This is a genomic window from Thermoleptolyngbya sp. PKUAC-SCTB121, assembly GCF_016919485.1.
GTDB lineage: Bacteria > Cyanobacteriota > Cyanobacteriia > Elainellales > Elainellaceae > Thermoleptolyngbya > Thermoleptolyngbya sichuanensis.
This window is the reverse complement of record NZ_CP070366.1, coordinates 2,066,080-2,088,186: the sequence shown is the minus strand read 5'-3', so window position 1 is coordinate 2,088,186 and position 22,107 is coordinate 2,066,080. Positions and strand designations below refer to the sequence as shown.

Annotated in this window: 18 protein-coding genes and 1 CRISPR repeat array; of the genes, 7 read left to right on the top strand and 11 right to left on the bottom strand. The window is 55.7% G+C overall.

All coding sequences use genetic code 11. The features are described from left to right. Nucleotides 1–118: 118 nt before the first annotated feature. Together JTM80_RS08730 and JTM80_RS08725 are read left to right on the top strand one after the other, a co-directional pair. Nucleotides 119–598: a GNAT family N-acetyltransferase gene (locus JTM80_RS08730; protein WP_172358443.1), complete on the top strand. Its 480-nt coding sequence runs from the start codon at nucleotides 119–121 to the stop codon at nucleotides 596–598. Then, nucleotides 595–1,452 (top strand): 2-isopropylmalate synthase, encoded by an 858-nt coding sequence (locus tag JTM80_RS08725; RefSeq protein WP_205371001.1) that lies wholly within the window; start codon nucleotides 595–597, stop codon nucleotides 1,450–1,452. The genes JTM80_RS08730 and JTM80_RS08725 overlap by 4 nt, the downstream gene beginning before the upstream one ends. Before the next feature lie 13 nt (nucleotides 1,453–1,465). On the opposite strand, the gene JTM80_RS08720 is transcribed toward JTM80_RS08725, so the two are convergent. Next, a complete protein-coding gene (locus tag JTM80_RS08720; protein WP_172358445.1) occupies nucleotides 1,466–2,056 on the bottom strand; it encodes a chromophore lyase CpcT/CpeT in 591 nt (196 codons plus the stop codon). 214 nt (nucleotides 2,057–2,270) lie between these two features. On the opposite strand from JTM80_RS08720, the gene JTM80_RS08715 reads away from it, so the two are divergent. Continuing rightward, nucleotides 2,271–3,272 (top strand): folate-binding protein YgfZ, encoded by a 1,002-nt coding sequence (locus JTM80_RS08715; protein ID WP_172358446.1) that lies wholly within the window; start codon nucleotides 2,271–2,273, stop codon nucleotides 3,270–3,272. 94 nt (nucleotides 3,273–3,366) lie between these two features. Here the strand turns inward: JTM80_RS08715 and JTM80_RS22675 are convergent, their stop codons facing one another. The 6 genes from JTM80_RS22675 to JTM80_RS08690 form a co-directional block, all read right to left on the bottom strand. After that, nucleotides 3,367–4,749 carry a peptidoglycan DD-metalloendopeptidase family protein gene (locus JTM80_RS22675; protein WP_225906805.1) on the bottom strand — a complete coding sequence of 461 codons (1,383 nt, stop codon included), beginning with the start codon at nucleotides 4,747–4,749 and terminating at the stop codon, nucleotides 3,367–3,369. A 326-nt stretch (nucleotides 4,750–5,075) separates the two neighbouring features. Beyond that, nucleotides 5,076–5,204 carry a hypothetical protein gene (locus JTM80_RS22990; protein ID WP_255548897.1) on the bottom strand — a complete coding sequence of 43 codons (129 nt, stop codon included), beginning with the start codon at nucleotides 5,202–5,204 and terminating at the stop codon, nucleotides 5,076–5,078. A 224-nt stretch (nucleotides 5,205–5,428) separates the two neighbouring features. Then, a complete protein-coding gene (locus tag JTM80_RS08705) occupies nucleotides 5,429–6,274 on the bottom strand; it encodes a biotin--[acetyl-CoA-carboxylase] ligase (protein WP_172358449.1) in 846 nt (281 codons plus the stop codon). Nucleotides 6,275–6,483: 209 nt separating this feature from the next. Next, a complete protein-coding gene (locus JTM80_RS08700) occupies nucleotides 6,484–7,902 on the bottom strand; it encodes an NAD(P)(+) transhydrogenase (Re/Si-specific) subunit beta (RefSeq protein WP_172358450.1) in 1,419 nt (472 codons plus the stop codon). Next, complete coding sequence (locus JTM80_RS08695; protein WP_172358451.1) at nucleotides 7,902–8,195, bottom strand: NAD(P) transhydrogenase subunit alpha; 294 nt, start codon at nucleotides 8,193–8,195, stop codon at nucleotides 7,902–7,904. The genes JTM80_RS08700 and JTM80_RS08695 overlap by 1 nt, the downstream gene beginning before the upstream one ends. 145 nt (nucleotides 8,196–8,340) lie before the next feature. Next, on the bottom strand, nucleotides 8,341–9,507 hold the full coding sequence (locus tag JTM80_RS08690; RefSeq protein WP_172358452.1) for a Re/Si-specific NAD(P)(+) transhydrogenase subunit alpha: 1,167 nt from the start codon (nucleotides 9,505–9,507) through the stop codon (nucleotides 8,341–8,343). Between the two features lie 1,346 nt (nucleotides 9,508–10,853). Next, nucleotides 10,854–12,503: direct repeats of the CRISPR family, unit length 35 nt; unit sequence CTTTCAAACCCATTTCCCCGCAAGGGGACTGAAAC. 452 nt (nucleotides 12,504–12,955) lie between these two features. Between JTM80_RS08690 and JTM80_RS08685 the strand changes: the two genes are divergently transcribed. Next, a complete protein-coding gene (locus JTM80_RS08685) occupies nucleotides 12,956–13,492 on the top strand; it encodes a DUF2808 domain-containing protein (protein WP_205371000.1) in 537 nt (178 codons plus the stop codon). Nucleotides 13,493–13,645: 153 nt separating this feature from the next. Here JTM80_RS08685 and JTM80_RS08680 read toward each other — a convergent pair whose 3' ends face one another. From JTM80_RS08680 to JTM80_RS08670, 3 genes are all read right to left on the bottom strand, one after another. Further along, the gene (locus tag JTM80_RS08680) at nucleotides 13,646–13,936 is read right to left on the bottom strand and encodes a YiaA/YiaB family inner membrane protein (protein ID WP_172358454.1); all 291 of its coding nucleotides are present in this window, start codon (nucleotides 13,934–13,936) and stop codon (nucleotides 13,646–13,648) included. 238 nt (nucleotides 13,937–14,174) lie between these two features. Then, nucleotides 14,175–15,080, bottom strand: a complete 906-nt coding sequence (locus JTM80_RS08675; protein ID WP_205370999.1) for a metal ABC transporter permease — start codon at nucleotides 15,078–15,080, stop codon at nucleotides 14,175–14,177. Between the two features lie 134 nt (nucleotides 15,081–15,214). Then, entirely contained in the window at nucleotides 15,215–15,970 is a 756-nt protein-coding gene (locus tag JTM80_RS08670) for a metal ABC transporter ATP-binding protein (RefSeq protein ID WP_172358456.1), read from the bottom strand. 972 nt (nucleotides 15,971–16,942) lie between these two features. On the opposite strand from JTM80_RS08670, the gene JTM80_RS08665 reads away from it, so the two are divergent. Then, nucleotides 16,943–17,917 (top strand): metal ABC transporter solute-binding protein, Zn/Mn family, encoded by a 975-nt coding sequence (locus tag JTM80_RS08665; RefSeq protein ID WP_172358457.1) that lies wholly within the window; start codon nucleotides 16,943–16,945, stop codon nucleotides 17,915–17,917. 10 nt (nucleotides 17,918–17,927) lie between these two features. Here JTM80_RS08665 and JTM80_RS08660 read toward each other — a convergent pair whose 3' ends face one another. Beyond that, nucleotides 17,928–19,226 (bottom strand): glutamyl-tRNA reductase, encoded by a 1,299-nt coding sequence (locus JTM80_RS08660; protein ID WP_172358458.1) that lies wholly within the window; start codon nucleotides 19,224–19,226, stop codon nucleotides 17,928–17,930. A gap of 417 nt (nucleotides 19,227–19,643) precedes the next feature. Between JTM80_RS08660 and psbA the strand changes: the two genes are divergently transcribed. Further along, nucleotides 19,644–20,726: a photosystem II q(b) protein gene (gene psbA, locus JTM80_RS08655; RefSeq protein WP_205370998.1), complete on the top strand. Its 1,083-nt coding sequence runs from the start codon at nucleotides 19,644–19,646 to the stop codon at nucleotides 20,724–20,726. Nucleotides 20,727–20,984: 258 nt separating this feature from the next. Continuing rightward, entirely contained in the window at nucleotides 20,985–21,971 is a 987-nt protein-coding gene (locus JTM80_RS08650; RefSeq protein WP_225906804.1) for a 1-acyl-sn-glycerol-3-phosphate acyltransferase, read from the top strand. Nucleotides 21,972–22,107: the final 136 nt, after the last annotated feature.

Below are 22,107 nucleotides of genomic sequence, written 5' to 3'. Positions count from 1 at the left end.
ACGCATAAAATCAGCATCGTGAAAAAATCTTTTACAGGTTTCGCGACCCTTAAAGAGATGAGATGAGAAAAAAAGAGATGGGCAAAGTTCAGGGAGTGGAAGCGGCGGGATAGGGACTATGAATATTCGACTCGATGAAGAATCAGATCTGGCTGAACTGGCGGCGCTGTATCAGCACACCGTCTTGCAGCACGGGCCGCAGCATTACAGCCTCGTTCAAACGCAGACTTGGGCATCCTTTGCCGAAAATCTGGACCTCTTTCGCCACTTTATATTTGACGCGACGACCTATGTGGCGACTGATGAAACCGGAATTGTGGGATTTGCAGGTATCGAGATCAATGGCCACATTCGCTCGACCTATGTGCGGGGCGATCGCCTCCATCAGGGTATCGGGTCTATGCTGCTGCAAGCGCTTTTGGACGACGCAGCCGCGAAACCTGTCACGCGGCTCTATGCAGAAGCCAGCGAGTTTAGCCTGGGGCTGTTTCAGAAATTCGGCTTCCGTCTATACGACACTGAAGCGGTGGATTTTAACGGCGTGGCGTTTACCCGATATTTGGTGGAATATCTGGCGGAAGGGAGCGTAGAGCGATGAGGCAGCCAGATGAAACGGTTCAAGTTACCATCTTTGACACGACGCTGCGCGACGGTGAACTGGCGCTGACGCAAAAATTTACCCTTGCTCAAAAGCTGCAACTGGCGCTGATGCTGGAGGCGGCGGGTGTAGACGTGATCGAAGTGGGCTATCCGGGCGCGTTTCGCAAAGATAGGGACGACCTGCTGGAGGTGGCAGCCCAGGTCAAGCAGGCAACGATCTGCGGACTTGCCAGCAGTCAGCCGGAAGAAATTGAGGCGGTGGCAGCAGCGCTGAAACCCGCTGAGCGGAGCCGGATCAATGTGTTCACGCCGATTCGCGTCCCGTCGGCGGGGGCTGAGTCAGAGGCGATCGCCGCTATTCGGCAGGGGGTGTCCCTAGCCAGACGCTATAGCGGAGAGGTGGAATGGTCTGCGTTTGACGCGACGCGCTGCCCTCTCGACGTGGTGTGTCGCGCGGTGGAAACGGCCATTTGCAGCGGAGCCAGCATCATCACGATTCCCGACAGTATGGGAGTGGCAAGGCCATCTGAGTTTGTCGCGCTGGTCAAATCTGTGGGCGATCGCGTTCCGAATATTGACCAGGCAACGCTGGCGGTTCACTGTCACAATGACCTGGGGCTGGCGGACGAAAACTCCTTGGCGGCCCTGACGGTCGGTGTGCGCCAGGTGGAATGTTCGGTGAATGGGCTGGGAGCGCGGGCGGGCAACGCCGATCTAGAAGCTATCGTAGCGGCGATTGCCTCCCATCCCAAGTTTCACACCGGGGTTCAAGCGGCTCACCTGCCTGCCTTGTCAGCGCAAGTTGCAGCTTTGGCGCAATCGCTACCGCCGAAAGCACGATTGGAAGCGTGATTGGAATAGCGATCTAGGCGCGGATCTCATCCGCGAAGCTAGCCCAGCGCACAAAGTGAAACGGCCCCGCGACGGAACCCCAGATATGCTCGTCTGTTTCGGGATCGCGGCCCCGGTCGAGGCTGATAAAAATCTGGTCGTCGATTTCAAACTCGCTGTCTAGATAGGTTTCCTTGCCACGACGAGTCACCATGCAGCCTTTGCCAGGTTCCACCTTGCCGCGAAAGCTGTGCCCCGTCCATTCCACAATCATGTTGCAGCCTGGTAGTTTTTCTAGGCGATCGCCCGTCAGCTTGCTCAACTGAGTCAGGTCGCGAGATGCACCATAAAACTCTGTCTCGTCCTTGACGGTGTAGTTTTCAATCTCGATATGGTCGCCTGCGTTCACTAGCTTCAGCACCCGCAGCCGATAGGGATCATTTAGCGCATAGTCGTAGGCTTGCTCCACAAACAGGCTAATGCCCGACAGCAGTTCCACGGGCAGCGGCCGCATACAGACCCGGATATGGGCAAAAAAAGGCGGGTTCTCGAAGGCTTGTTCTTGGTTGCTAAAGTCGGCAGCCATCCAGCGGGCCAGGGCGGTGAGGTCGGTCGAATGAGTCATGGGCGATCGCATTTTGAAGCATTGCAATTTATTGTAAGGGAACAAGGGGCAGGGATTTGGGAATGGCTCCGCAGCGCTAGCGGACGGGAAGCAGGAGTGAAGCACTAACCTCGAATTCCGAAGACTTCGACCGAATTCCGACTGACCGAATTCCGACGTAGAGTATTGAATAAACAAGGGTATTCAGTAAACATTTGACAGGACGGGGTTTGGAATGAGTGCGGGGTTTGATTCAACTCAGGTTTCGATTGGCGACCAAGTAACGGCAGCCCGCAGCAGCGTCGTAGTATACGATGCCTCGGAGTGGGGGCGCATTGTGGTGTCAGATGGCGATCGCCTGCGATTTTTGCACAATCAGACGACGAACACCTTCCAGACTCGTCAGCCAGGAGAGGGCTGCGATACCGTGTTTGTCACCTCGACGGGGCGGACAATCGATCTGGCAACAGCCTACGTGCAAGATGATTCCGTGCTGCTGCTGGTGTCGCCTATCCGCCGCGAGTTTTTGATGGATTGGCTAGATCGGTTTATTTTCTTTGCTGACAAGGTGAAGCTGGCGGACGTGACCGCAGAGACTACCGCACTGGTGCTGATTGGCCCAGAGAGCGATCGCCTGATTGAAGCGCTGGGAGCGGGCGATCGCGCGGGACAGCCCTACGGTAGCCATGCCCTCTATCCCATCGCAGGAGCAGCGGTGCGGGTGGCGGTAGGCAGCGGGCTGGGGCTACCAGGCTACACGCTCATGGCTCCAGTCGCAGCAGCAGAGCCTCTCCGGGCAGCGGTACAGGCGGCAGGCGCGACGCAGATAGAAGCGGCTGCCTGGGAGCGACTGCGAATCGAGCAGGGACGGCCGATGCCCGACCACGAACTGACGGAAGACTACAACCCGCTAGAAGCAGGACTTTGGCACACCATTTCGCTGAATAAAGGCTGCTACATTGGGCAGGAAACCATTGCCCGTCTGCACACCTATCGCGGGGTCAAGCAGCAATTATGGGGCGTACAATTCAGTGCCGCCACGCCGCAGGAGACGGTGCTAACCTCCGGCGAAGATAAAGTGGGGCATGTGACTAGCGTGGTAGAAACCGAGTCGGGGGCACTGGGGCTGGCCTACATCCGCACGAAGGCAATCGAGGCAGGGTTGGGGACAGTGCAAGCAAGCGACGTAGTGGGGACACTGGTTCCACTGCCTTTCCTCAGCCACGAGTACCTATAGTTCAGCTAATTCAGCCGATGTAGCAAGGGTTAGGGTTATTCGCCAACGGCCCCTTCGTAACCCTTAACTGCACCACTTAGCGGACTAACAGGAGCTATTCTGCTCCCGGCGCTTGCTTAGGAACCGTAACAGTCGGCAACGCTGCCTGATCCTCAGGCGCATTGGATGCCGCTGCGGCCTCAACCTGGGGCGTGGCCCGTTCCGCCAGCTTGCCAAAATCCTGGAGTCCCTTTACCGAAAATTCGGACTCCGACTTTTCAACCTTGGTTGCCGGAGCCGCCAGAGCAAGCTGAACGCCGTTAAACAAGTTATTCAGCGCCGCTTGCAGCACCTGGCCCGCATCCAGCGCCACCCAGCCCTGCGGGGTCAGCTCGCGGAACTCGAAGTGGAGGTGCGGCCCGGTGGATAGGCCCGTGCTGCCAACCCGGCCAATCACTTCGCCCTGCTCGACCGTTTGCCCCGCCCGGACGAAGAGTTCCGACATGTGGGCATAGAGCGTCTGCTCACGACCGTTGTTGTGATTCAGCACAACCGTCAGGCCATAGCCGCGCAAATAATCAGCCGTTTCCACGCGCCCCGAAAAGGCAGCCAGCACCGGAGTTCCCGTCGGGGCGGCCAGGTCGGTGCCGTAGTGGAAGCGTGCATCTCCCATGACCGGATGCACCCGCCAGCCAAAGGCTGAGGAAATGGCGGCAGGAATAGACAATGGGAACATCAGGCTGGTGTTGCCATTGCCGCGCAGCGCCAGGGGACGAATCGTGCGGTTGTAGAAGGATTGCAGCGAGGCAACCGACAGGCTGAGGGCGCGACCGCCGCCCGTGGGGGCACTGGCTGCCACAGTTCCAGGGACACTACCAGGGGCGATCACCTCTGTGCCCACAATCGGTTTGCCCGTCTCTGGGTCAATTTGGACAGTTGTGACCCCGCTTGCACCCATGCCAGGAGCGCACACGCTGTTGGGTACGCCTGCGCCGGGTTGCAGCACGACCTGGCAGCCCGTAGACCGCTCCGAGAGGACGACGGGCGCTTGTCCACTGCGGGTCGAACCAAGGTCGTATGGCGTGTTGTCGATGTAAACGTTGGTGTAATCCTGTGGATTGAGGGAGGGCTGGTTCGCCGCAGGCCGACTCTCGGCGCTAACGGGCGATTCGCTGCTAGCATCGCTTGTGCCAGTGGCGCGGGGCAGAACCGGGGCGGGCGATCGCTCTGGAGCGGGGCGCTCAACCACGGGCTGGGGCAGCGGCGCAGGCTGGGCAACCGGAGACTGGGGCGCGGGCGTTTCTCGATTCAGCCGGGGAACGCGGGCGGGCGAGGCGGACTCTGGTGAAGCCGGGGGCGGGGGCGGCGAGAGCAACTCTTGGGCGCTGGGAACCTCATCGGCACTGTCTGCCGTTTGGGCGATCGCCACTGCGCTTGGCAAGATTCCGGTGCTGCCCATAATGCTTAGTCCTAAAACCACCGACAGGGAGCGGCGCACGCTATCCACTTTCGCGGAAGAGTTCTTTGCAGAGGTAGTGTTCCGATTCTGAGTCATCACCATTCCTAACAAACGAGTCCTGACAAATGCGAGTCCTGACAAATGATTCCGCTGATTCCGCGCCAACCGAGTCCTGACAAAACAAGCCTTGAGAAATCAGCAGTTTCCGCCAATTTTTGCGCCGTGGTGCGCGAGGGCGACGCTCAGCAGTCTAAACCTGCGGTTCTCTGCACGACTTCGTAAACAATCCTAACCAACAATCCGTGATCCTCATGGAAGTAAAACTGAGCTTGATGACGACTTCATCAATTCATATAAATTTCGCATCAAGGAAACCAATATTGTCCTTTCTTAACATAGAGCAGAGCAGACTGGCTGTCGTCGGGATGCTTTACAGACGGCTGGGCGTGCCAGAATTCCTGCGTATTGCCTGACCCAGCTTCAGATTGCTTCACTCCGCCAATCCCCACAGCGAAATCTATGTAATTTCCCAGTGCCGCCTATACAGGTTGCTCACTTTTCTAATAAACATCTATCTGATAAGCGGCGCGAATCACCGCTGAAGACCGCCAAAGCCACGGCATCCTGGAGATTCTTCACCCGCCAGAGCAATTGCTCAGGAAAAGTCGGGCGATGCGCGAAGCGATCCCTGCGGGAATCACCCCGCCGCCTTAGACCGTCAGCCTTCAGAACAAGTTCCCGCTGGATAGCCCAACCGGATGCTGCCAGGGGGCAAGAGATGCTCTGAAAGCCCAGAGGCGTGGTTCGCTTGGACGCGCAGTTGCCCATCTAAGCCAATCCCTACGATTTCTACAGTTTCGCCAGGGGTTTCAGCATCCCCCACCAGGGTAATTGTCTGCCCGCAGTTGCTCAGCAGCGCTTCGTATTCTATTCGCAGTGCCTCGATGCCACGCTGCTGCCAGGATGCGTATCCTAACCGCAGCCCTTGCAGGGCGATCGCCCCCAGATCTTCTAGGGACGAAATTTTCAGGGCATATCCCTGGTCTTGCAGCGTGTTCAGATTAATACCCGGTTCCGGTACAGGATTCGCCCAATTCAGCCCCACGCCCACCACAGCCTGCCTAATGTGCCCCTGCTGCACCCGCGTTTCCGTCAGCACGCCCCCCAGCTTGCAACCCAACACCACCAAGTCATTCAGCCACTTAAGCTGAACAGGTACACCCGCCTGACGCAGGGCGATCGCCACACCCCAAGCGCTCCACAGGGTAATCTGGGGCGCGTGTTCTGCCCGCAGCGACGGACGAAAGCCCCAGGACAGATACAAGCCACCCAGATGCGACTGCCACTGCCGCCCCCACTGTCCCCGCCCTGCCCGCTGCTGTTCGGCAATGACCACGACCTCATCTGCGGGATGCTGGGCCAGATGCGCCCAAGCGGCCCGGTTCGTGGAATCCAGCACCTCGTAGACCTGGACGTTCAGCCCCGCTAGGTCTGGGGGACTGGAAACGTTGGCATGGGCGATCGCCGGAAGCGCGTTGTAAAAGCGATCAAGGCTAAAGGGCATCGAGGCAATTGGGCTGGCTAGCAGCGGTTATAGAGCAAAAAGGTTGTAGCGCAAGAAAAGTAGTTATAGAGCAAATAAAAATGTGGGAGGGCCGTGGTTTAGCTTCCCACACTGGGTTGAGTGATTCAAGACAAAAGCAAAGGGCGACAGGCTAAAACATAGCCACTCTCAGCTTTCCAAGACCTGAGTCCCTGGCCCTACAGCCCTAACTAGAGTTCCTTTACCCCAGCAACGAGTTGCGTCACGACATCCTTTGCGCTGCCAAACAGCATTAGCGTTTTGTCTTGATAAAACAGTTCGTTTTCGACACCCGCGAACCCTTTATTCATGCCGCGTTTGATCACGATGGTGTGGTTTGCCTTTTCCACTTCCAAAATCGGCATTCCGTAAATTGGGCTTTCCGTGTCGTGGGCAGCGGCGGGGTTCACCACGTCGTTCGCGCCGATCACCAGGGCCACGTCGGTATGCTCGAATTCAGGGTTGATCGCGTCCATGTCGTAAAGCTGGGGATAGGGCACATTGGCCTCTGCCAGCAGCACGTTCATGTGACCGGGCATCCGTCCGGCAACGGGGTGAATGGCATATTTTACATCCACGCCCAGCCGCTCTAGCTGGTCAGCCAGTTCCCGAACGGCGTGCTGCGCCTGGGCCACCGCCATGCCATAGCCAGGAACGATGACGACCGATCGCGCATAGCCCAGCATCATCGCCGCTTCTTCGGTATCGACCGAGTGAACCGTCTTGTCGGCGATCGCCCCTGCTGCACCACCCGCCGCTTTTTCCTTTGCCTTGCTAAAGGCGCTGAAGAGGACGTTGGGCAGCGATCGGTTCATTGCTTTGCACATAATCTGCGTCAGGATGATCCCCGACGCGCCCACCAGTGCGCCAGAGATGATCAGCATGTTGTTGAACAAAACGAACCCAGCCGCGCTGGCGGCCAGCCCCGAAAAGGAGTTCAACAGCGAGATTGCCACGGGCATATCTGCGCCGCCGATGGGAATTGCAAACAGCACGCCCAGAATCAGCGAAATGGCGACCAGCACCAAAAAGATTGTGGGATCGTTTGGTTCTGCAATCAGCAGCACGCTACCCACCAAAAACAGACCAATTAGGCCCAGGCTGACAAACCGCTGGAGCGGAAAGATAATCGGCACGCCGCTCAACAACTCTTGCAGCTTGGCAAAAGCGACCAAGCTGCCCGTGAGCGTGATGCCACCGATAAAGACGCTAAGGATAATCGTCAGCACGCTTCCCAACGGCAGCGCCTGGCCTGTGCCCGTCAGTCGCCAAAATTCTGCGATCGCCACCAAGGTCGATGCGCCACCGCCCAGGCCGTTGAGCAAGCCCACCATCTGGGGCATGGCGGTCATTTCTACCTTCTGCGCCATCACCACGCCCACGGCCGAGCCGATCAGGATGCCCACTGCAATCAGCGTGTAGTCGATAATGCCGCGATCTAGAAGCGTGGCGGCGATCGCCACCAGCATCCCCACCGCCGCCAGCACATTCCCCCGTCGGGCTGTGGCGGGCGATCCCAGTTGTTTCAAACCCACAATAAACAGCGAGGCGGCTGCTAAATAAGCAAGCTGGATGCCATTGAGCAATAAGCTATCGAGGGTGTTGTTCATTAGCTCCGTGCCTCTTTTTTCTTGAACATTTGCAGCATCCGGTCGGTCACCAGAAACCCGCCGACCACGTTGACGGTGGCCAGGGCGATCGCCACCACCCCCAGCACCGTCGTCACCGTTCCGTTGCCGCTGCCCGCCACCAGCAGCGCCCCCACCACCGCAATGCCAGAAATCGCGTTGGAACCCGACATCAGCGGCGTGTGCAGCGTCGGCGGCACTTTATTAATCACTTCAAACCCGACAAACGAAGCCAACACAAACACCACCAGTCCAATAATGAGACTGTCTGCCATGTTTTTCTCCCGTATTAAAAAATCTTCAGAGCGAGAGAAGAGGGAAGAAATAAGAGCGAAGAACGAAGAGGGAAGAACGAAGAGGGAAGAGGTTCCGTTTTTCGTTTTTCGTTCTTCTTTCTTCTTTCTGCCGTCCCCTCCCCCCTCATCCCCTTACGCCCTCACACGCCGCCGCCAGCGCTGCCTTCACGCGCTCATTGCGAATCTCGCCCCCGTGGGCAACGCAGGCGCTGGCAATGATATCGTCCTCAAAGTTGAGCGCCAGTTCGCCGTCCTTCACAATCAGTTGCAACAGCGAGGTGAGGTTTTTGGCATACATCTGGCTGGCGTGAATGGGCAGCGACGACGGCAGGTTAATTGGGCCCATAATGGTCACGCCGTTTTTCACCACGTCTTTGCCCGGTTCGGTGCAGGCACAGTTGCCGCCCTGCTCAGCAGCCAGATCGACCACTACGGAGCCAGGTTTCATCTGGGCGACCATTTCTTCGGTCAGCAGGATGGGCGCAGCTTTACCCGGCACTTGAGCCGTGGTGATAATCACATCAGCTTGTTTAACGTGTTCGGTGATGATCTGGCGCGATCGCGCTTTGGCCGCTTCCGAAATCTCCTTGGCATAGCCGCCCTCGGCCACGGTATCCTCTTCCAGATTCACCTCAACGAACTTCGCCCCCAGGCTTTGCACTTCTTCCTTCACCGCTGGACGAATGTCGAAGGCTTCTACCACAGCACCCAGACGGCGACAGGTGGCGATCGCCTGCAAACCTGCTACGCCCGCCCCCATCACAAACACCTTCGCGGGTGGAATCGTCCCCGCCGCCGTCGTCAGCATCGGGAAAAACTTGGGTAGCGCCGCCGCACCCAGCAGCGCCGCCTGATACCCCGCCACACCCGCCTGCGACGACAGCGCATCCATACTCTGGGCACGGCTTGTGCGGGGGATCATCTCCATACTGATTGCTGTGACCCCTCGCTCAGCAAGCCGCTGAATGCGGGACGGCTCCCCCAACGGGTTCAAAAAGCTAATCAGCACTGCACCCGGACGCAATCGGTCGATTTCGGATTGTCCATCTTCTCGCTCTCGCGGCGGACTCACCTTTAGCACCACGTCTGCTTCGCCCCACAGCCGCGCCCCATCGTTCAAAACCTGCGCTCCGGCAGACTCATAGGCTGCATCAGAAAAATAAGATAGGTCGCCTGCTCCCGCTTCGACCCACACTTCCAAGCCCTGTTTCACCAGTTTCCCAACCACATCGGGCACAAGCGCAACTCGACGTTCTCCAACTTCAATTTCCTTTGCAACTGCTATCTTCATTCATTCTCCTGGATGACACGATTCAGTAACCACTGTTTATTCTGAAAACCTCACAAAAAATGCGCTGAATTAAAAACTCAGACGCAACCCCTCCGTGCAATCAGACTGCAATTTTCAGAATGAAATTCTGTAATTTTAATGACTGGTTTTTAATCAGACTTCAAGACTGGAAGCATGACTTAAAACTTGGGACACAAACTCTAACAGCAACAAGGCAATCCACACAAACTACACAGTTCATAAACATTGCAAAGATAACGCTGTACAGGTAGTTTTGTACAGGTAGTTTGGATCGCCTCAATCCCTTGCTCAACCTGAAATTGTGCTGCGCCACTCCGAACAGCTTGGCAGCACTTAATCAGGACTGCACCGACCTTATATCCACAAACGGACACCTTTCGATTGGGGACTTTCGATTGGCACCTTTCAACTAGCAGCTTAGCAACTAGCACTTTTAGCGTTTTGCAATGAGTCTAGTGCCCTAAAACTTACTGACAAACTTACTGACTCGCAACTCACCAAGCTTCAATTCGCATCCTACAAGCTTCTGAACTAGAACTGGCTCATCTTCAGGTTAATTTATGGATCGCTTATGAACGATGAAATTTTCCCCTCATAAGAATGACTCAATGTTCGTGATTACTCAGTTTGTGATTACTCAAATCATCAACCCAAACACAATCGCCAAGAAGCACTCACCCTCTAGCCTATAAAAACTCCAGGGGTTCCGGAAAGAATGTAAACATCTGGATGTATTTTGAAATATTTTTTGAAAAATTTGAACATATCTGGATTAAACAATATTTAGGAAGTCAGTCGAGGGCGATCGCCCAAAGCATACCCTAAACCCCCTAACCACCTGACACATCTCTGGGAACCCCCTAGTTTCTCCTAGAGGACGCTGACCCAAAACCCTTCAGCCAACCCCTCCAAACTCCAACCCAAAGACTACAAGCTTCAACCCCAAAACAACGCATTTCAAAGCTTTCAGAACTTTCGTCAGACAACCAACCCCCTCCCCCCTCCCCCCTCCCCCCTTCCCTCTTCTCTCTTCTCTCTTCCCTCTCCCCTCTTCCCTCTTCCCTCTTCCCCTTAACTTTTTCTTCCATTGACTTCTTTGGCGCAGGTCTTCTATCCTATACCCAGAGATAAGCCACCTCCACGATCTGTCCAAACCTTGAAAGCCGCATAATTCCGTTGAATCGTGTCGATGCCTTATTCAGTAGGTACTTCAGGCGCTAGAGATTCAAGGTTTTAAGGGAGAAAAATCATTTTTGGGGTTCCAAAATGATTACCGTCGATTTTCGCTTACGAGCCATTGCCAGGAGCGGGTTTCAGACAGCACTCTTTCAAACCCATTTCCCCGCAAGGGGACTGAACGGTGCGTGGCGGCGACCACCTGGATCCGGTGCGTTGGGCGCTTTCAAACCCATTTCCCCGCAAGGGGACTGAACCCTAACGCCAAGCTTTTCGCCGAACTCGTTTTTATTCACGAGTAAAAACTTTCAAACCCATTTCCCCGCAAGGGGACTGAACCTGTATATGTAGCTCATACAGATAATGGTATAAACTTTCAAACCCATTTCCCCGCAAGGGGACTGAACCGTAAGTATAGCTAATTCCTGGGCTGTGTATCCATTTCTTTCAAACCCATTTCCCCGCAAGGGGACTGAACCAAGAGGATCTCTTCACACTCATAGCCAAGCTGCCGCTTTCAAACCCATTTCCCCGCAAGGGGACTGAACCCCAAATACCTAAAATGCCGCATCTCCGGCGGTTCAACTTTCAAACCCATTTCCCCGCAAGGGGACTGAAACTTCGTGGCGTGACGGGGCGCTACCGCTTCGTGAAGTCGCTTTCAAACCCATTTCCCCGCAAGGGGACTGAAACTTTGGGTGCAGTCAATCTGGACTGCCTCCGATGGGTTTGTCCGCTTTCAAACCCATTTCCCCGCAAGGGGACTGAAACAGATTACACACTTTGGTTTGCCTTCAAACGAAATTACCTTTCAAACCCATTTCCCCGCAAGGGGACTGAAACCTTGTGACATTGGCAAAGAGTCGGCAGATGAAGCCACTTTCAAACCCATTTCCCCGCAAGGGGACTGAAACCCGCCTGAGCTAGTATCAGGGGCAGCTTTTCGTCTAGACTTTCAAACCCATTTCCCCGCAAGGGGACTGAAACCGGGAAATTAAAGATACAGAGGAGTATGGAAGCTACAAACTTTCAAACCCATTTCCCCGCAAGGGGACTGAAACCTCCCTGTGCTGAGCAGAAGCGGGTGTTGTACTCTTTCAAACCCATTTCCCCGCAAGGGGACTGAAACGCGCCGAGCGTATGCAGACAGATACCGGTATTCTTTCAAACCCATTTCCCCGCAAGGGGACTGAAACTTACGGTGATGGAACCTGTTATCCGGAATCCATTTGCCACTCTTTCAAACCCATTTCCCCGCAAGGGGACTGAAACTAGAGAGTTTCAAAATTTGGTTCTGGAGCTGGGCTCCAGCCTTTCAAACCCATTTCCCCGCAAGGGGACTGAAACCTCACTTAAAACTACTTCAAACCGCAGTTCCTCCCACTTTCAAACCCATTTCCCCGCAAGGGGACTGAAACGACTTCATCCATCGTCAGCTTGCTCACTCCGCCATCCTCGAACAGCTTTCAAACCCATTTCCCCGCAAGGGGACTGAAACGGGAGTTGGTGCGAGGATCTAAACCAATGATCTCGCCGTCTTTCAAACCCATTTCCCCGCAAGGGGACTGAAACAAACTGAACCCGCGCAGTTTGTGTTTCCACCAATCTGCCGCTTTCAAACCCATTTCCCCGCAAGGAGACTGAAACATCCCATCGGTCTGATTTCCCTCTACATCGGTGACATAGAGACTTTCAAACCCATTTCCCCGCAAGGGGACTGAAACAATGCAAGATCGGCTACCCCTGCGGCCGATCTTGCATCAACTTTCAAACCCATTTCCCCGCAAGGGGACTGAAACGCTTGGGAAGGAACAAAAAGCGAAAAACGAAAAAACAACCTTACAGAGCTGATTTGCAAAGAAGCCTGACACCTGACTGCCTGATACTAAGCTGCCTGACACATCTCTGCGAACCCCCGATTTCTCGTAGAGAACGCTGGCCCAAAAGCTCCTTCGTCCAACCCCTCTGGCTCCAATCCAGGGATTTCGACTCCAAGACAGCGCATTTTCGCGGCTTTTGGAACTTGTGTCAGGCAACCAGCTAAACCCCTCCTGAAAACCTATTGTCCTAAGAAATAACGCGCCTCCTTTGCCAGGGCACTTTTTAGGAACTGGTTCGTCCACACTGCCTGATGCCCTGCATCCTGATGCCTCCGCCTCTGAATCCGAGAAGCGTAGTGTATCCTGAGAGGAGCATTAAACGGTAAAGTTTAGTGATGGTTCGAGAAATCATGTTACTCAAACGCAGAGCTATGGTGTCTAAGTCCTCAATTCTCCGAATGCTTTCGGCAGTGGCGGTGTCTGGATGTGTAGTAGCGGGACTAGCTCCTGTGGTTCACGCCCAAGGACTGCCGGGCCTGGTGATTTTCAGCGGTGTAGAGCGTGAAAATCAACTGAACTATCGGTTGGACTTTAATGGCAGACCCTTTCAGACGGATCGATACCGCCTGCGGATTTCTCGCCAAAAGATGCGCTCAGACGTGTACGAGTTTACGGTGACCTATCCCGATACCTACCAGGGCACGTTCGACGAGAATCGGATTGAACTACGGGTGCGAGGAAACTCGGTTCCGCTGAACGAAGTGATCTGGAATCGCGAAACTCGTGAAATTACGATTTACCCCACCGAGCCAGTTCCGGCGGGTTCCCGCGTCGAGATTGTTCTGTCAAACGTGCGAAATCCCCGAAACGGCGGCACGTTCTATTTCAACGCGCTGGTTCGAGCAACTGGAGACGTGCCTCTCCGTCGCTACATTGGCACCTGGATTATCGGAATCGGCCGCGAATAGTCCGCGAATCATCGAAATTGCCTATCAAGACAAAAATCTAGCCCGGAGCAAGATCCTTTCGCCTCGCTCCGGGCTTTACACTTGTGGGTTGCTTTTCGCCCAGTTTGCCTTTCACCCAGTTTGCCTTTCACCGAGCAGACAGTTCCTGACGGATTATTTCAGCGGATGATGCTCCGCCAGCAGCCGCTCTACCCGTGCCTCATCGACCCGTGCCGCCAGTTTTTGCGCTTCGTGAATATCGCGGGTCGTTTTCGACAGGCTGATGGTAGACCCGACCGTAAAGGCCAACCCCATGCCAAAGTAGGCCTTCACCCAGCCATTGACAGGTAAGTAGCAAATCCCCAGACTCGTCGCTCCCAGCGAGATGATAAATGCTGCCCACGTTTGAACCACCCAGGCAGAACTGTGCGTGGGGGAAACCATCAAATCCTTTGCCTTCGTCATTGCTGTTCTCTCCTTACGATTCAGGTTCTTGAACAGCATCGTAAGAGGGCTGATGCAGCAGATTTTATCCAGCCAGACACTTTCCAAAACTGTCTTGGGAAAAACCGATCCGCAGCACCAATTTTCACCAATTTTCTAGGCTGGATCTGCGGTTTGGGCTGAAAGCCAGGAGTCAGTTGCCCGAACTGGATGAACAGACGTACTGATAACTAGTGCTGCTAATTATCGAGGTTGCTAATTATCGAGACTTTAGCCCACTCCACAGTGCTTTTATCTCACGCCACAGGCCCGACTCGCCCCCTGTCCCCGTTCGCGGCCGGGTGAAAATGCCCTGGCTGGGGCTAAATAGCAGCGCCAGGAAAAACAGCACCGAGGCCACCAGCACAATCGCCGGGCCAGAGGGCAGGTTGAAATAGTAGCTGAGGTACATGCCGCTGATGCTGGAAACAACGCCCAGCACAGCGCCCAGCCCCATGACCTGATGAAATCGCGGTACGAGGAGATAGGCCGTCGCCCCTGGTGTGATCAGCAGCGCCAGCACCAGCACTACGCCGACGGCCTTCATGCTGGCTACCACCGTCAGCGCGATCAGCAGCATCAGCCCCAGGTTGAGCAAGTTAACAGGCAGTCCTGCCGCCTGCGCCCCCAGGGGGTCAAAGCTGTAGAACAGTAGCTCTTTGTAAAGCAGCACCACGCAGGCCAGCACTAGCACGGCTATCAGGGCTGTGTCGCGGACTTCTCCTGGCGTAACGCTGAGAATATTGCCAAATAGAAAATGGTTTAAGTCAATCTTGTTTTCTTTTTGGATTAGCGTAATCAGCGTGATGCCGAGCGCAAAAAAGGACGATAGGACGATTCCCATCGCTGCGTCTTCTTTGATGGGCGATCGCCGATGAATCCAGGCAATCAGCACCGTACTCAGCACTCCTGCCACAAACGCACCCACATAGATATTGATGCCTAGCCAAAAGGCGATCGCCAATCCGGGCAACAGCGAGTGGCTAATGGCATCGCCCAACAGCGACAGCCGCTGCACCATCAGGTAGCTGCCCACCACCGAGCAAATGACCCCGACGATGACCGCCACCAAGAGCGATCGCTGCATGAAGCTATAGCTGAGCGGGTCGAGCAGGAGATCCCACATTTGAAAGGGGGCAGGTGAAAGGGGGCAGGTGATGGGGTTTAGGAGTGAAGACGCATCCATCGCTCGTGCGTAACGGCATCTCGTGCGTAACGGCGAGATCGCAAGGCAGATGCAGCACACGATGATGGGGCCAATTATGCGGCTTGCGAGAAGAACTGAACCGAGGTTCCGTAGGCGCGGCGCATATTTTCGGGGGTGAGGACGTGCGATCGCGGGCCGGCGGCGATCAGGTCACGGTTGAGCAGGACGAGTTGGTCAAAGTTTGCGATCGATTCGCCCAGGTCATGGTTGACCACTAGGACAAGCTTACTGTCGGCTGCAAGTTCGCCAAAGATGCGGAACAGCACTGCTTCCGTCGTTTGATCCACGCCGACGAAGGGTTCGTCGAAGCAAAATAGGTCGGCTTCTTGGGCCAGCGCTCTTGCCAGAAACACGCGCTGCTGTTGCCCACCGGAAAGAGATCCGATTCGGCGATCGCCATAGGCGGCCATGCCCACGCGCTCCAGTGCAGCGGCAGCAATGCGGCGGCTAACCGCAGAATAGCGCTGAAACCAGCCCGTTTTTTGGGTTCGGCCCATCATCACCACGTCCCACACTGTCGCCGGAAAGCTCCAGTCGATCTGCGATCGCTGCGGCACGTAGGCGACACGATCGAGCTGGTGGGTGAGCGGGCGATTCCCAGAAGCATCGCTACTCGAATCGCCCCACAGCACGCGCCCGGTGACCGTCGGAATCAGCCCCAGCGCAGCTTTGATGAACGTACTTTTGCCCGCGCCGTTGGGGCCAAAGATGCCTACCAGTTGCCCCGATTCCAGCGTCAAGTTGATGTTCCGCAAGGCCTGGGTGTCGCGGTAGTTCACGGTGAGATGGTCGATGGTGAGGCGAGTCATAGGAGTCAGGAGTTGGAGTTTGAAGGGTTCATAGACTTGGGTAATTTGGGCAATTTGGGCAAATATTCCCGAAAGGGATGAATACGCGATGTGCGATTTTCCATCTGCCCTCATCCCCGAACCCTTCTCCCAAGTCGGGCTACTGTGTACGACAAAATCTTCTAGGCTTGAGCAGCGATGCTGTGATCCCCCCTTAACCCCCCTTGAACAAGGGGGGTAATCCCCCCTGCCCCCCTTAAACAAGGGGGGAACTGATCCCGGAGTGACCCAAAGCAGGGAGAACTGGCTCGGAAGTCCCCCTTATCAAGGGGGATTTAGGGGGATCTTTCGGAGCCTGACGCAAACCATCGAGAGGTCTACACACAGTAGCCTAAGCCGGGAGAAGCGAAGCAGGGAGAACTGGCTCGGAAGTCCCCCTTATCAAGGGGGATTTAGGGGGATCTTTCGGAGCCTGACGCAAACCATCGAAATGTGTGTACACGGTAGCCCAAGCCGGGAGAAGCGAAGCAGGGAGAACTGGCTCGGAAGTCCCCCTTTATCAAGGGGGATTTAGGGGGATCTTTCGGAGCCTGACGCAAACCATCGAGAGGTCTACACACAGTAGCCCAAGCCGGGAGAAGCGAAGCAGGGAGAACTGGCTCGGAAGTCCCCCTTTATCAAGGGGGATTTAGGGGGATCTTTCGGAGCCTGACGCAAACCATCGAAATGTGTGTACACGGTAGCCCAAGTCGGGAAAAGGGGAGCAAGAGAGGTTTGAAGTTCCTATCCGAGAGCGGGAAAGGGCTTGAAGCCCTCGGCACACCAGCAGGAAAAGGGTGAGGGAGAGCGGCAAAGTTGCACATCCCGTATTAGATACGAAATTATGAGGCAATTATGAAAAGTCTCTGGAACCATCATACCCGAAATTATGAATCAATTATGAAATTGGGTAGAGTGAAAAATGAAAAGACTATGAAAGCACTGTAGCGAGTGATGCAAAACTCTGGGACGCAGATTTTTTCCTGGACACTGGGGCGGCGGGCAGCGGCGACCGTTTTGGGGGCGATCGCCCTCGGCTGGCTGGCAAACAGTTGCCGCACGACCCCAGTGCAAACGGGGAATTCTGAAAAACCAACCGTTGTGGCGACCAACACGATCCTGGCAGATTTGACGCAGCAGGTCGGCGGCGAGGCGATCGCCCTAGTCAGCATCCTCAAGCCCGGAGATGATCCCCATGTTTACGAACCCGTGCCCCTCGACACGCAGCGGCTAGAAGACGCAGACTTGATTTTATACAACGGCTATAACCTGGAACCGGGGCTGATCCGGCTGGCGGAGTCGGTCGGCGTGCGGGGGCGTAGGGTTGCAGTGGGCGAAGTCGTGCCCCCGCTGGAGCTAGCGGAAGAAGGCAGCACCGTACCCGATCCGCACGTTTGGGGCGACGCACAAAATGCCATCCACATGGTGAACGCGATTCGAGATGAGCTAATTCGCCTGTCGCCGGAGGACGCAGCCACCTTTACGCAAAATGCCGCCGATCTGGTTGCTACGCTGGAACGACTGGACGGCTGGATCACGCAGCAAATCCAGACCATTCCGCCCAGCCAGCGCCAGCTCGTGACGACGCACGATGCCTTTCAGTATTACGCCAGAGCCTACGGGCTGACGGTGCTGGGCACGCTAATCGGCATCAGCACCGAAGAACAGCCCAGCGCCCAAACCTTGCAACGGCTGGCAGACGCAGTAAAAGCGGCAAACGTGCCCGCGATTTTTGCTGAGACTGCGATTAATCCCCGGCTGATCAATACCGTTGCAGAGGAGGCAGGCGTGCCCCTGGCAGACGCAGAACTCTACGCCGACTCCATTGGCGGGCCGGGCAGCGGCGCAGACAGCTATATAGACATGATGGTGGCCAATACTAGGGCGATCGCCCGCAACTTGGGCGGCACTCCGGGCGACTGGCCCTAGTGAAGGGCGCTTAGCTAAACTGCTGGCTCGACTGCCCTTCCGACTCCAAGTTGAACAGAGTGCAGAGGGTTTCCATAGCCCGCCGCCGCGCCTCAATGTCTTGCTGCGCCCGCAGTTGCACCATTGGGTCATGCAGGATTTTGTTAACAATCCCTTTAGTCAATGCCTCAATAATGCCCTGGTGCTTGTCGGCAAACTCTGGGCCTAAGCGAGACAGCGCCTTCTCAAGCTCCTGGGTGCGGATGCTCTCCATCTTGTCTTGCAGGCACTTGATGGTGGAAACGGTTTCGAGCGATCGCACCCAGTTATTAAAGGCTTCAATCTCCTCGTCCAGCAGCGCTTCAGCTTCCAGCGCCATCTGACGGCGGCTTTCCTGATTTTGCGCCACCACTGCCTTCAGGTCGTCCACATTAAAGACATGGACATGGGGCAAATCGTTGACATCTGAATCCACATTGCGCGGCACGGAAATGTCGAACAGCATCAAATGCTGACCCGGTTGCAAGATCGCTTCTAGCTTGGCGCGATCTAGCAGGGGTTCTGTGGCGGCCGTGCTGGTGAACACAATGTCAGAGTCGGCAATTACTGCGCCCATTTGATCGAGCGTATGCAGTTGCAGGTGTGCATCGGGGAATTGCTTAGCCAACTCTTCCGCGCCTGCCAGCGAACGGTTCACAATGGCGATTCGATGTGCCCCTTTGGACAGCAGATGCTGCACCAGCAGTCGCGCCATTTTGCCTGCGCCCAGAATCGCAACTCGGCTGGCGGCCAGGTTTTGCGCTTTGATCTGCGCCAGTTCAACCGCGGCGGAACTGATGGATACCGCGCCTGTACCAATGCTGGTTTCGCTGCGGACGCGCTTGCCCGCCTCCACCGACTTTTTGAATAGATGATTCAGCACGCGCCCAATGCCGTTGCACTGCTGCCCCAGCTTGTGGGTGTGCTTTACTTGCGACAAAATCTGCCCCTCGCCCAGCACCAGGCTATCCAGCCCCGACGACACCCGCATCAGGTGCATCACCGCGTCTTGGTGCAGCAACACAAACAAATGCTGGCGCAGATGTTGCAGGGGAACCTTGCCGTATTCCGATAGAAACTGAGTGACCTCGCGGATGCCGTTATCGGTTTCGCTGGCAACGATGTAGATTTCCAGCCGATTGCAGGTGCTGAGGATGGCCACCTCTTCGACGTGAGGATAGCTGCAAAGCTGGGCGATCGCCGCTTCGGTTTGGGGCGTGGGGATGCTCAGCTTTTCTCGAACTTCTACTGGGGCTGTTTTATGACTCAGGCCCACCACCGCAATGTTCATAATCCTCCCAAAAGTTTCTCATCTGGCGCAGACAGTCAAAATCCGCCAAACGCCTAGTTTTTGTTATCTCCCGTAGTGACGACCACGGCTCATCCAAAAGTCTATCAACTCGCGGCCGCCCGGTAGATCTGCCAGTGACGGGCAGTTTGAGGCGCTTCCAGACAATGTAACGAAGGTTTGTAACAGACCGAGATTGAGGGCGATCGCCCACCCAGATTCTTGAAACCCTTGATATTGCGTCATAATCGTCCTAACAAAAGCGCGATACCCCGTCTTCGCCGTTAGAAATCTTAAGTAAATCCAAGATCTGCTTTACAAAACGCAACCAAAAGTTTAGGATTATACACAGGTTAGGCAATCAAACCTAGCCGTTTCATTTTCTACAAACACACTTGTAGTTTTACGGACTCATTAGCAATGACAACGACCCTACAACGCACCGAACGTGCAAGCGTATGGGAACAGTTTTGCAACTGGGTAACCAGCACCGAGAACCGCCTGTACGTAGGCTGGTTCGGCGTACTGATGATCCCCACCCTGCTGACTGCCACCGCTTGCTTCATCATCGCCTTCATCGCTGCTCCCCCCGTGGACATCGACGGCATCCGTGAACCCGTCGCAGGCTCCCTGCTGTACGGCAACAACATCATCACCGGCGCAGTGGTTCCCTCCAGCAACGCCATCGGTCTGCACTTCTACCCCATCTGGGAAGCCGCCTCTCTAGACGAGTGGCTGTACAACGGTGGTTCCTACCAGCTCGTCGTCTTCCACTTCCTGATCGGCGTATTCTGCTACATGGGACGTGAATGGGAACTGAGCTACCGCCTGGGTATGCGTCCCTGGATCTGCGTCGCCTACAGCGCCCCCGTAGCCGCTGCGACCGCAGTGTTCCTGATCTACCCCATCGGACAAGGCTCCTTCTCCGACGGTATGCCCCTGGGCATCTCCGGCACCTTCAACTTCATGTTCGTGTTCCAAGCAGAGCACAACATCCTGATGCACCCCTTCCACATGCTGGGCGTAGCAGGCGTGTTCGGCGGCTCCCTGTTCTCCGCCATGCACGGTTCGTTGGTGACCTCCTCCCTAGTGCGCGAGACCACCGAAGTTGAATCGCAGAACTACGGCTACAAGTTCGGACAAGAAGAAGAAACCTACAACATCGTTGCTGCCCACGGCTACTTTGGTCGGTTGATCTTCCAATACGCCAGCTTCAACAACAGCCGCTCGCTGCACTTCTTCCTGGGTGCATGGCCTGTGATCGGCATCTGGTTCACGGCGCTGGGCATCAGCACGATGGCATTCAACCTGAACGGGTTCAACTTCAACCAGTCCATCATCGACTCTCAGGGTCGCGTGGTGAACACCTGGGCAGACATCCTGAACCGCGCCAACCTGGGTATGGAAGTGATGCACGAGCGCAACGCTCACAACTTCCCCCTCGACTTGGCTGCTGGCGAAGCTGCTCCTGTGGCTCTGGTTGCGCCCCAAATCAATGGCTAATTCTGGCTGTGCCTTGGCGTCTGCTTAGCGTTTGCTGAGTCTGTCTGATTAGCTAGTCTCTGAGCGCCTCCTGCGGGGGGCGCTTTTTCGCGTGGGGAGGGTTTAGGCGGATTTTATGGGCAGTCGGGCGATAGGCATTTGCAGCCAGCAATAATACAGCCAGCAATGATAGGGTGAAGTTCAGCCCATCTGCGATGCGTTCTGGAAAACTATGCGACGGGCGTTTCTTAGCACTTTGGCAGTCACCCTGGCAGTTGTATGTCCCAACGCCCGATTACCTCGACTAGTTCGACCGAAGCTAGTTCGACCGAAGCTAGTTCGACCGAAGCTAGTTCGACCGAAGCAGGTTTAACCGACGCGATCGCCCATCCCCAACACAATCCTGGCTCGACCTCCGATGAGTCTGACAAAAACCCCGTGCCGCCCTCTTCCCCAGGCTGGTGTCTGAGCAGGCGCGATCCCGGCTTTATTCGCGCCTGTTTGCCCTGGTGGGAGTGGGCCTATCACCATTACTTTCGGGTGCAGACCGCCGGCTGGGAACATATTCCCGCATCTGGGCAGGTGTTGATAGTAGGGGCACACAACGGCGGGTTCGCAGCGCCCGATATGTTCATGATGATGCTGGACTGGTTTCGGCGATTTGGTGTGGAGCGTCCTGCCTATGGGCTGATGGATGCCAATGCGTGGAAGTTGCACCCATCTTTGTCGGAATCGGCAGCAAAGCTGGGCGCAGTGGTGGCTCATCCCAAAATGGCGATCGCCGCTTTAGATCAGGGCGCCAGTGTATTGGTCTATCCCGGCGGCGTGCGGGATTTATTTCGTCCCCATCATTTGCGCGATCGCATTTGTTTGTTCAACAACCAGGCGTTTGTCAAGCTGGCGCTGCGCTACGAGTTGCCGATTATCCCGGTCATTTCTCACGGGGCCCACGACACGCTGATCGTGCTGGGTGATGCCTATCCGCTGGTGGAACAGTTGCATCGGTGGGGGCTATTTCCCTGGATCAATGGCGTAAATCCGGGCGTATTTCCGGTTTACCTGGGGCTGCCGTGGGGTGTGGGGCTGGGGCCGTTGCCAAACCTACCACTCCCGATGACGATTCATACGCGGGTGTGCAAACCCGTCTGGTTTCCGCGATATGGAGCAGAAGCAGCGGGCGATCGCGCCTATGTCAATGCCTGCTACGAACAAGTCCAGCGCCATATGCAGCGATCGCTCGACTATCTCATTGCAGAGGTTGCCTGACTCCTAAGCATGATAGAATTGAGATTCTGTGCATTTAGCATCTCAGGAATTGCGCATTGCAGAGAGGCTATTATTTTGCATTGCGCTGCGCCTGACTTTGCCCACAGGTCAGATTTTTTCACAATCCGCTCCTGAT

Bases quoted from the DNA above. Each gene is read 5' to 3' on its own strand.
- JTM80_RS08725 (WP_205371001.1), top strand. From the start codon at position 595: ATGAGGCAGCCAGATGAAACGGTTCAAGTTACCATCTTTGACACGACG.
- JTM80_RS08720 (WP_172358445.1), bottom strand. From the start codon at position 2,056: ATGACTCATTCGACCGACCTCACCGCCCTGGCCCGCTGGATGGCTGCC.
- JTM80_RS08670 (WP_172358456.1), bottom strand. From the start codon at position 15,970: ATGACTCGCCTCACCATCGACCATCTCACCGTGAACTACCGCGACACC.
- JTM80_RS08730 (WP_172358443.1), top strand. From the start codon at position 119: ATGAATATTCGACTCGATGAAGAATCAGATCTGGCTGAACTGGCGGCG.
- JTM80_RS08660 (WP_172358458.1), bottom strand. From the start codon at position 19,226: ATGAACATTGCGGTGGTGGGCCTGAGTCATAAAACAGCCCCAGTAGAA.
- JTM80_RS08685 (WP_205371000.1), top strand. From the start codon at position 12,956: ATGGTGTCTAAGTCCTCAATTCTCCGAATGCTTTCGGCAGTGGCGGTG.
- JTM80_RS08650 (WP_225906804.1), top strand. From the start codon at position 20,985: ATGTCCCAACGCCCGATTACCTCGACTAGTTCGACCGAAGCTAGTTCG.
- JTM80_RS08700 (WP_172358450.1), bottom strand. From the start codon at position 7,902: ATGAACAACACCCTCGATAGCTTATTGCTCAATGGCATCCAGCTTGCT.
- JTM80_RS08675 (WP_205370999.1), bottom strand. From the start codon at position 15,080: ATGTGGGATCTCCTGCTCGACCCGCTCAGCTATAGCTTCATGCAGCGA.
- JTM80_RS08715 (WP_172358446.1), top strand. From the start codon at position 2,271: ATGAGTGCGGGGTTTGATTCAACTCAGGTTTCGATTGGCGACCAAGTA.
- psbA (WP_205370998.1), top strand. From the start codon at position 19,644: ATGACAACGACCCTACAACGCACCGAACGTGCAAGCGTATGGGAACAG.
- JTM80_RS08705 (WP_172358449.1), bottom strand. From the start codon at position 6,274: ATGCCCTTTAGCCTTGATCGCTTTTACAACGCGCTTCCGGCGATCGCC.
- JTM80_RS08690 (WP_172358452.1), bottom strand. From the start codon at position 9,507: ATGAAGATAGCAGTTGCAAAGGAAATTGAAGTTGGAGAACGTCGAGTT.
- JTM80_RS08695 (WP_172358451.1), bottom strand. From the start codon at position 8,195: ATGGCAGACAGTCTCATTATTGGACTGGTGGTGTTTGTGTTGGCTTCG.
- JTM80_RS08680 (WP_172358454.1), bottom strand. From the start codon at position 13,936: ATGACGAAGGCAAAGGATTTGATGGTTTCCCCCACGCACAGTTCTGCC.
- JTM80_RS08665 (WP_172358457.1), top strand. From the start codon at position 16,943: ATGCAAAACTCTGGGACGCAGATTTTTTCCTGGACACTGGGGCGGCGG.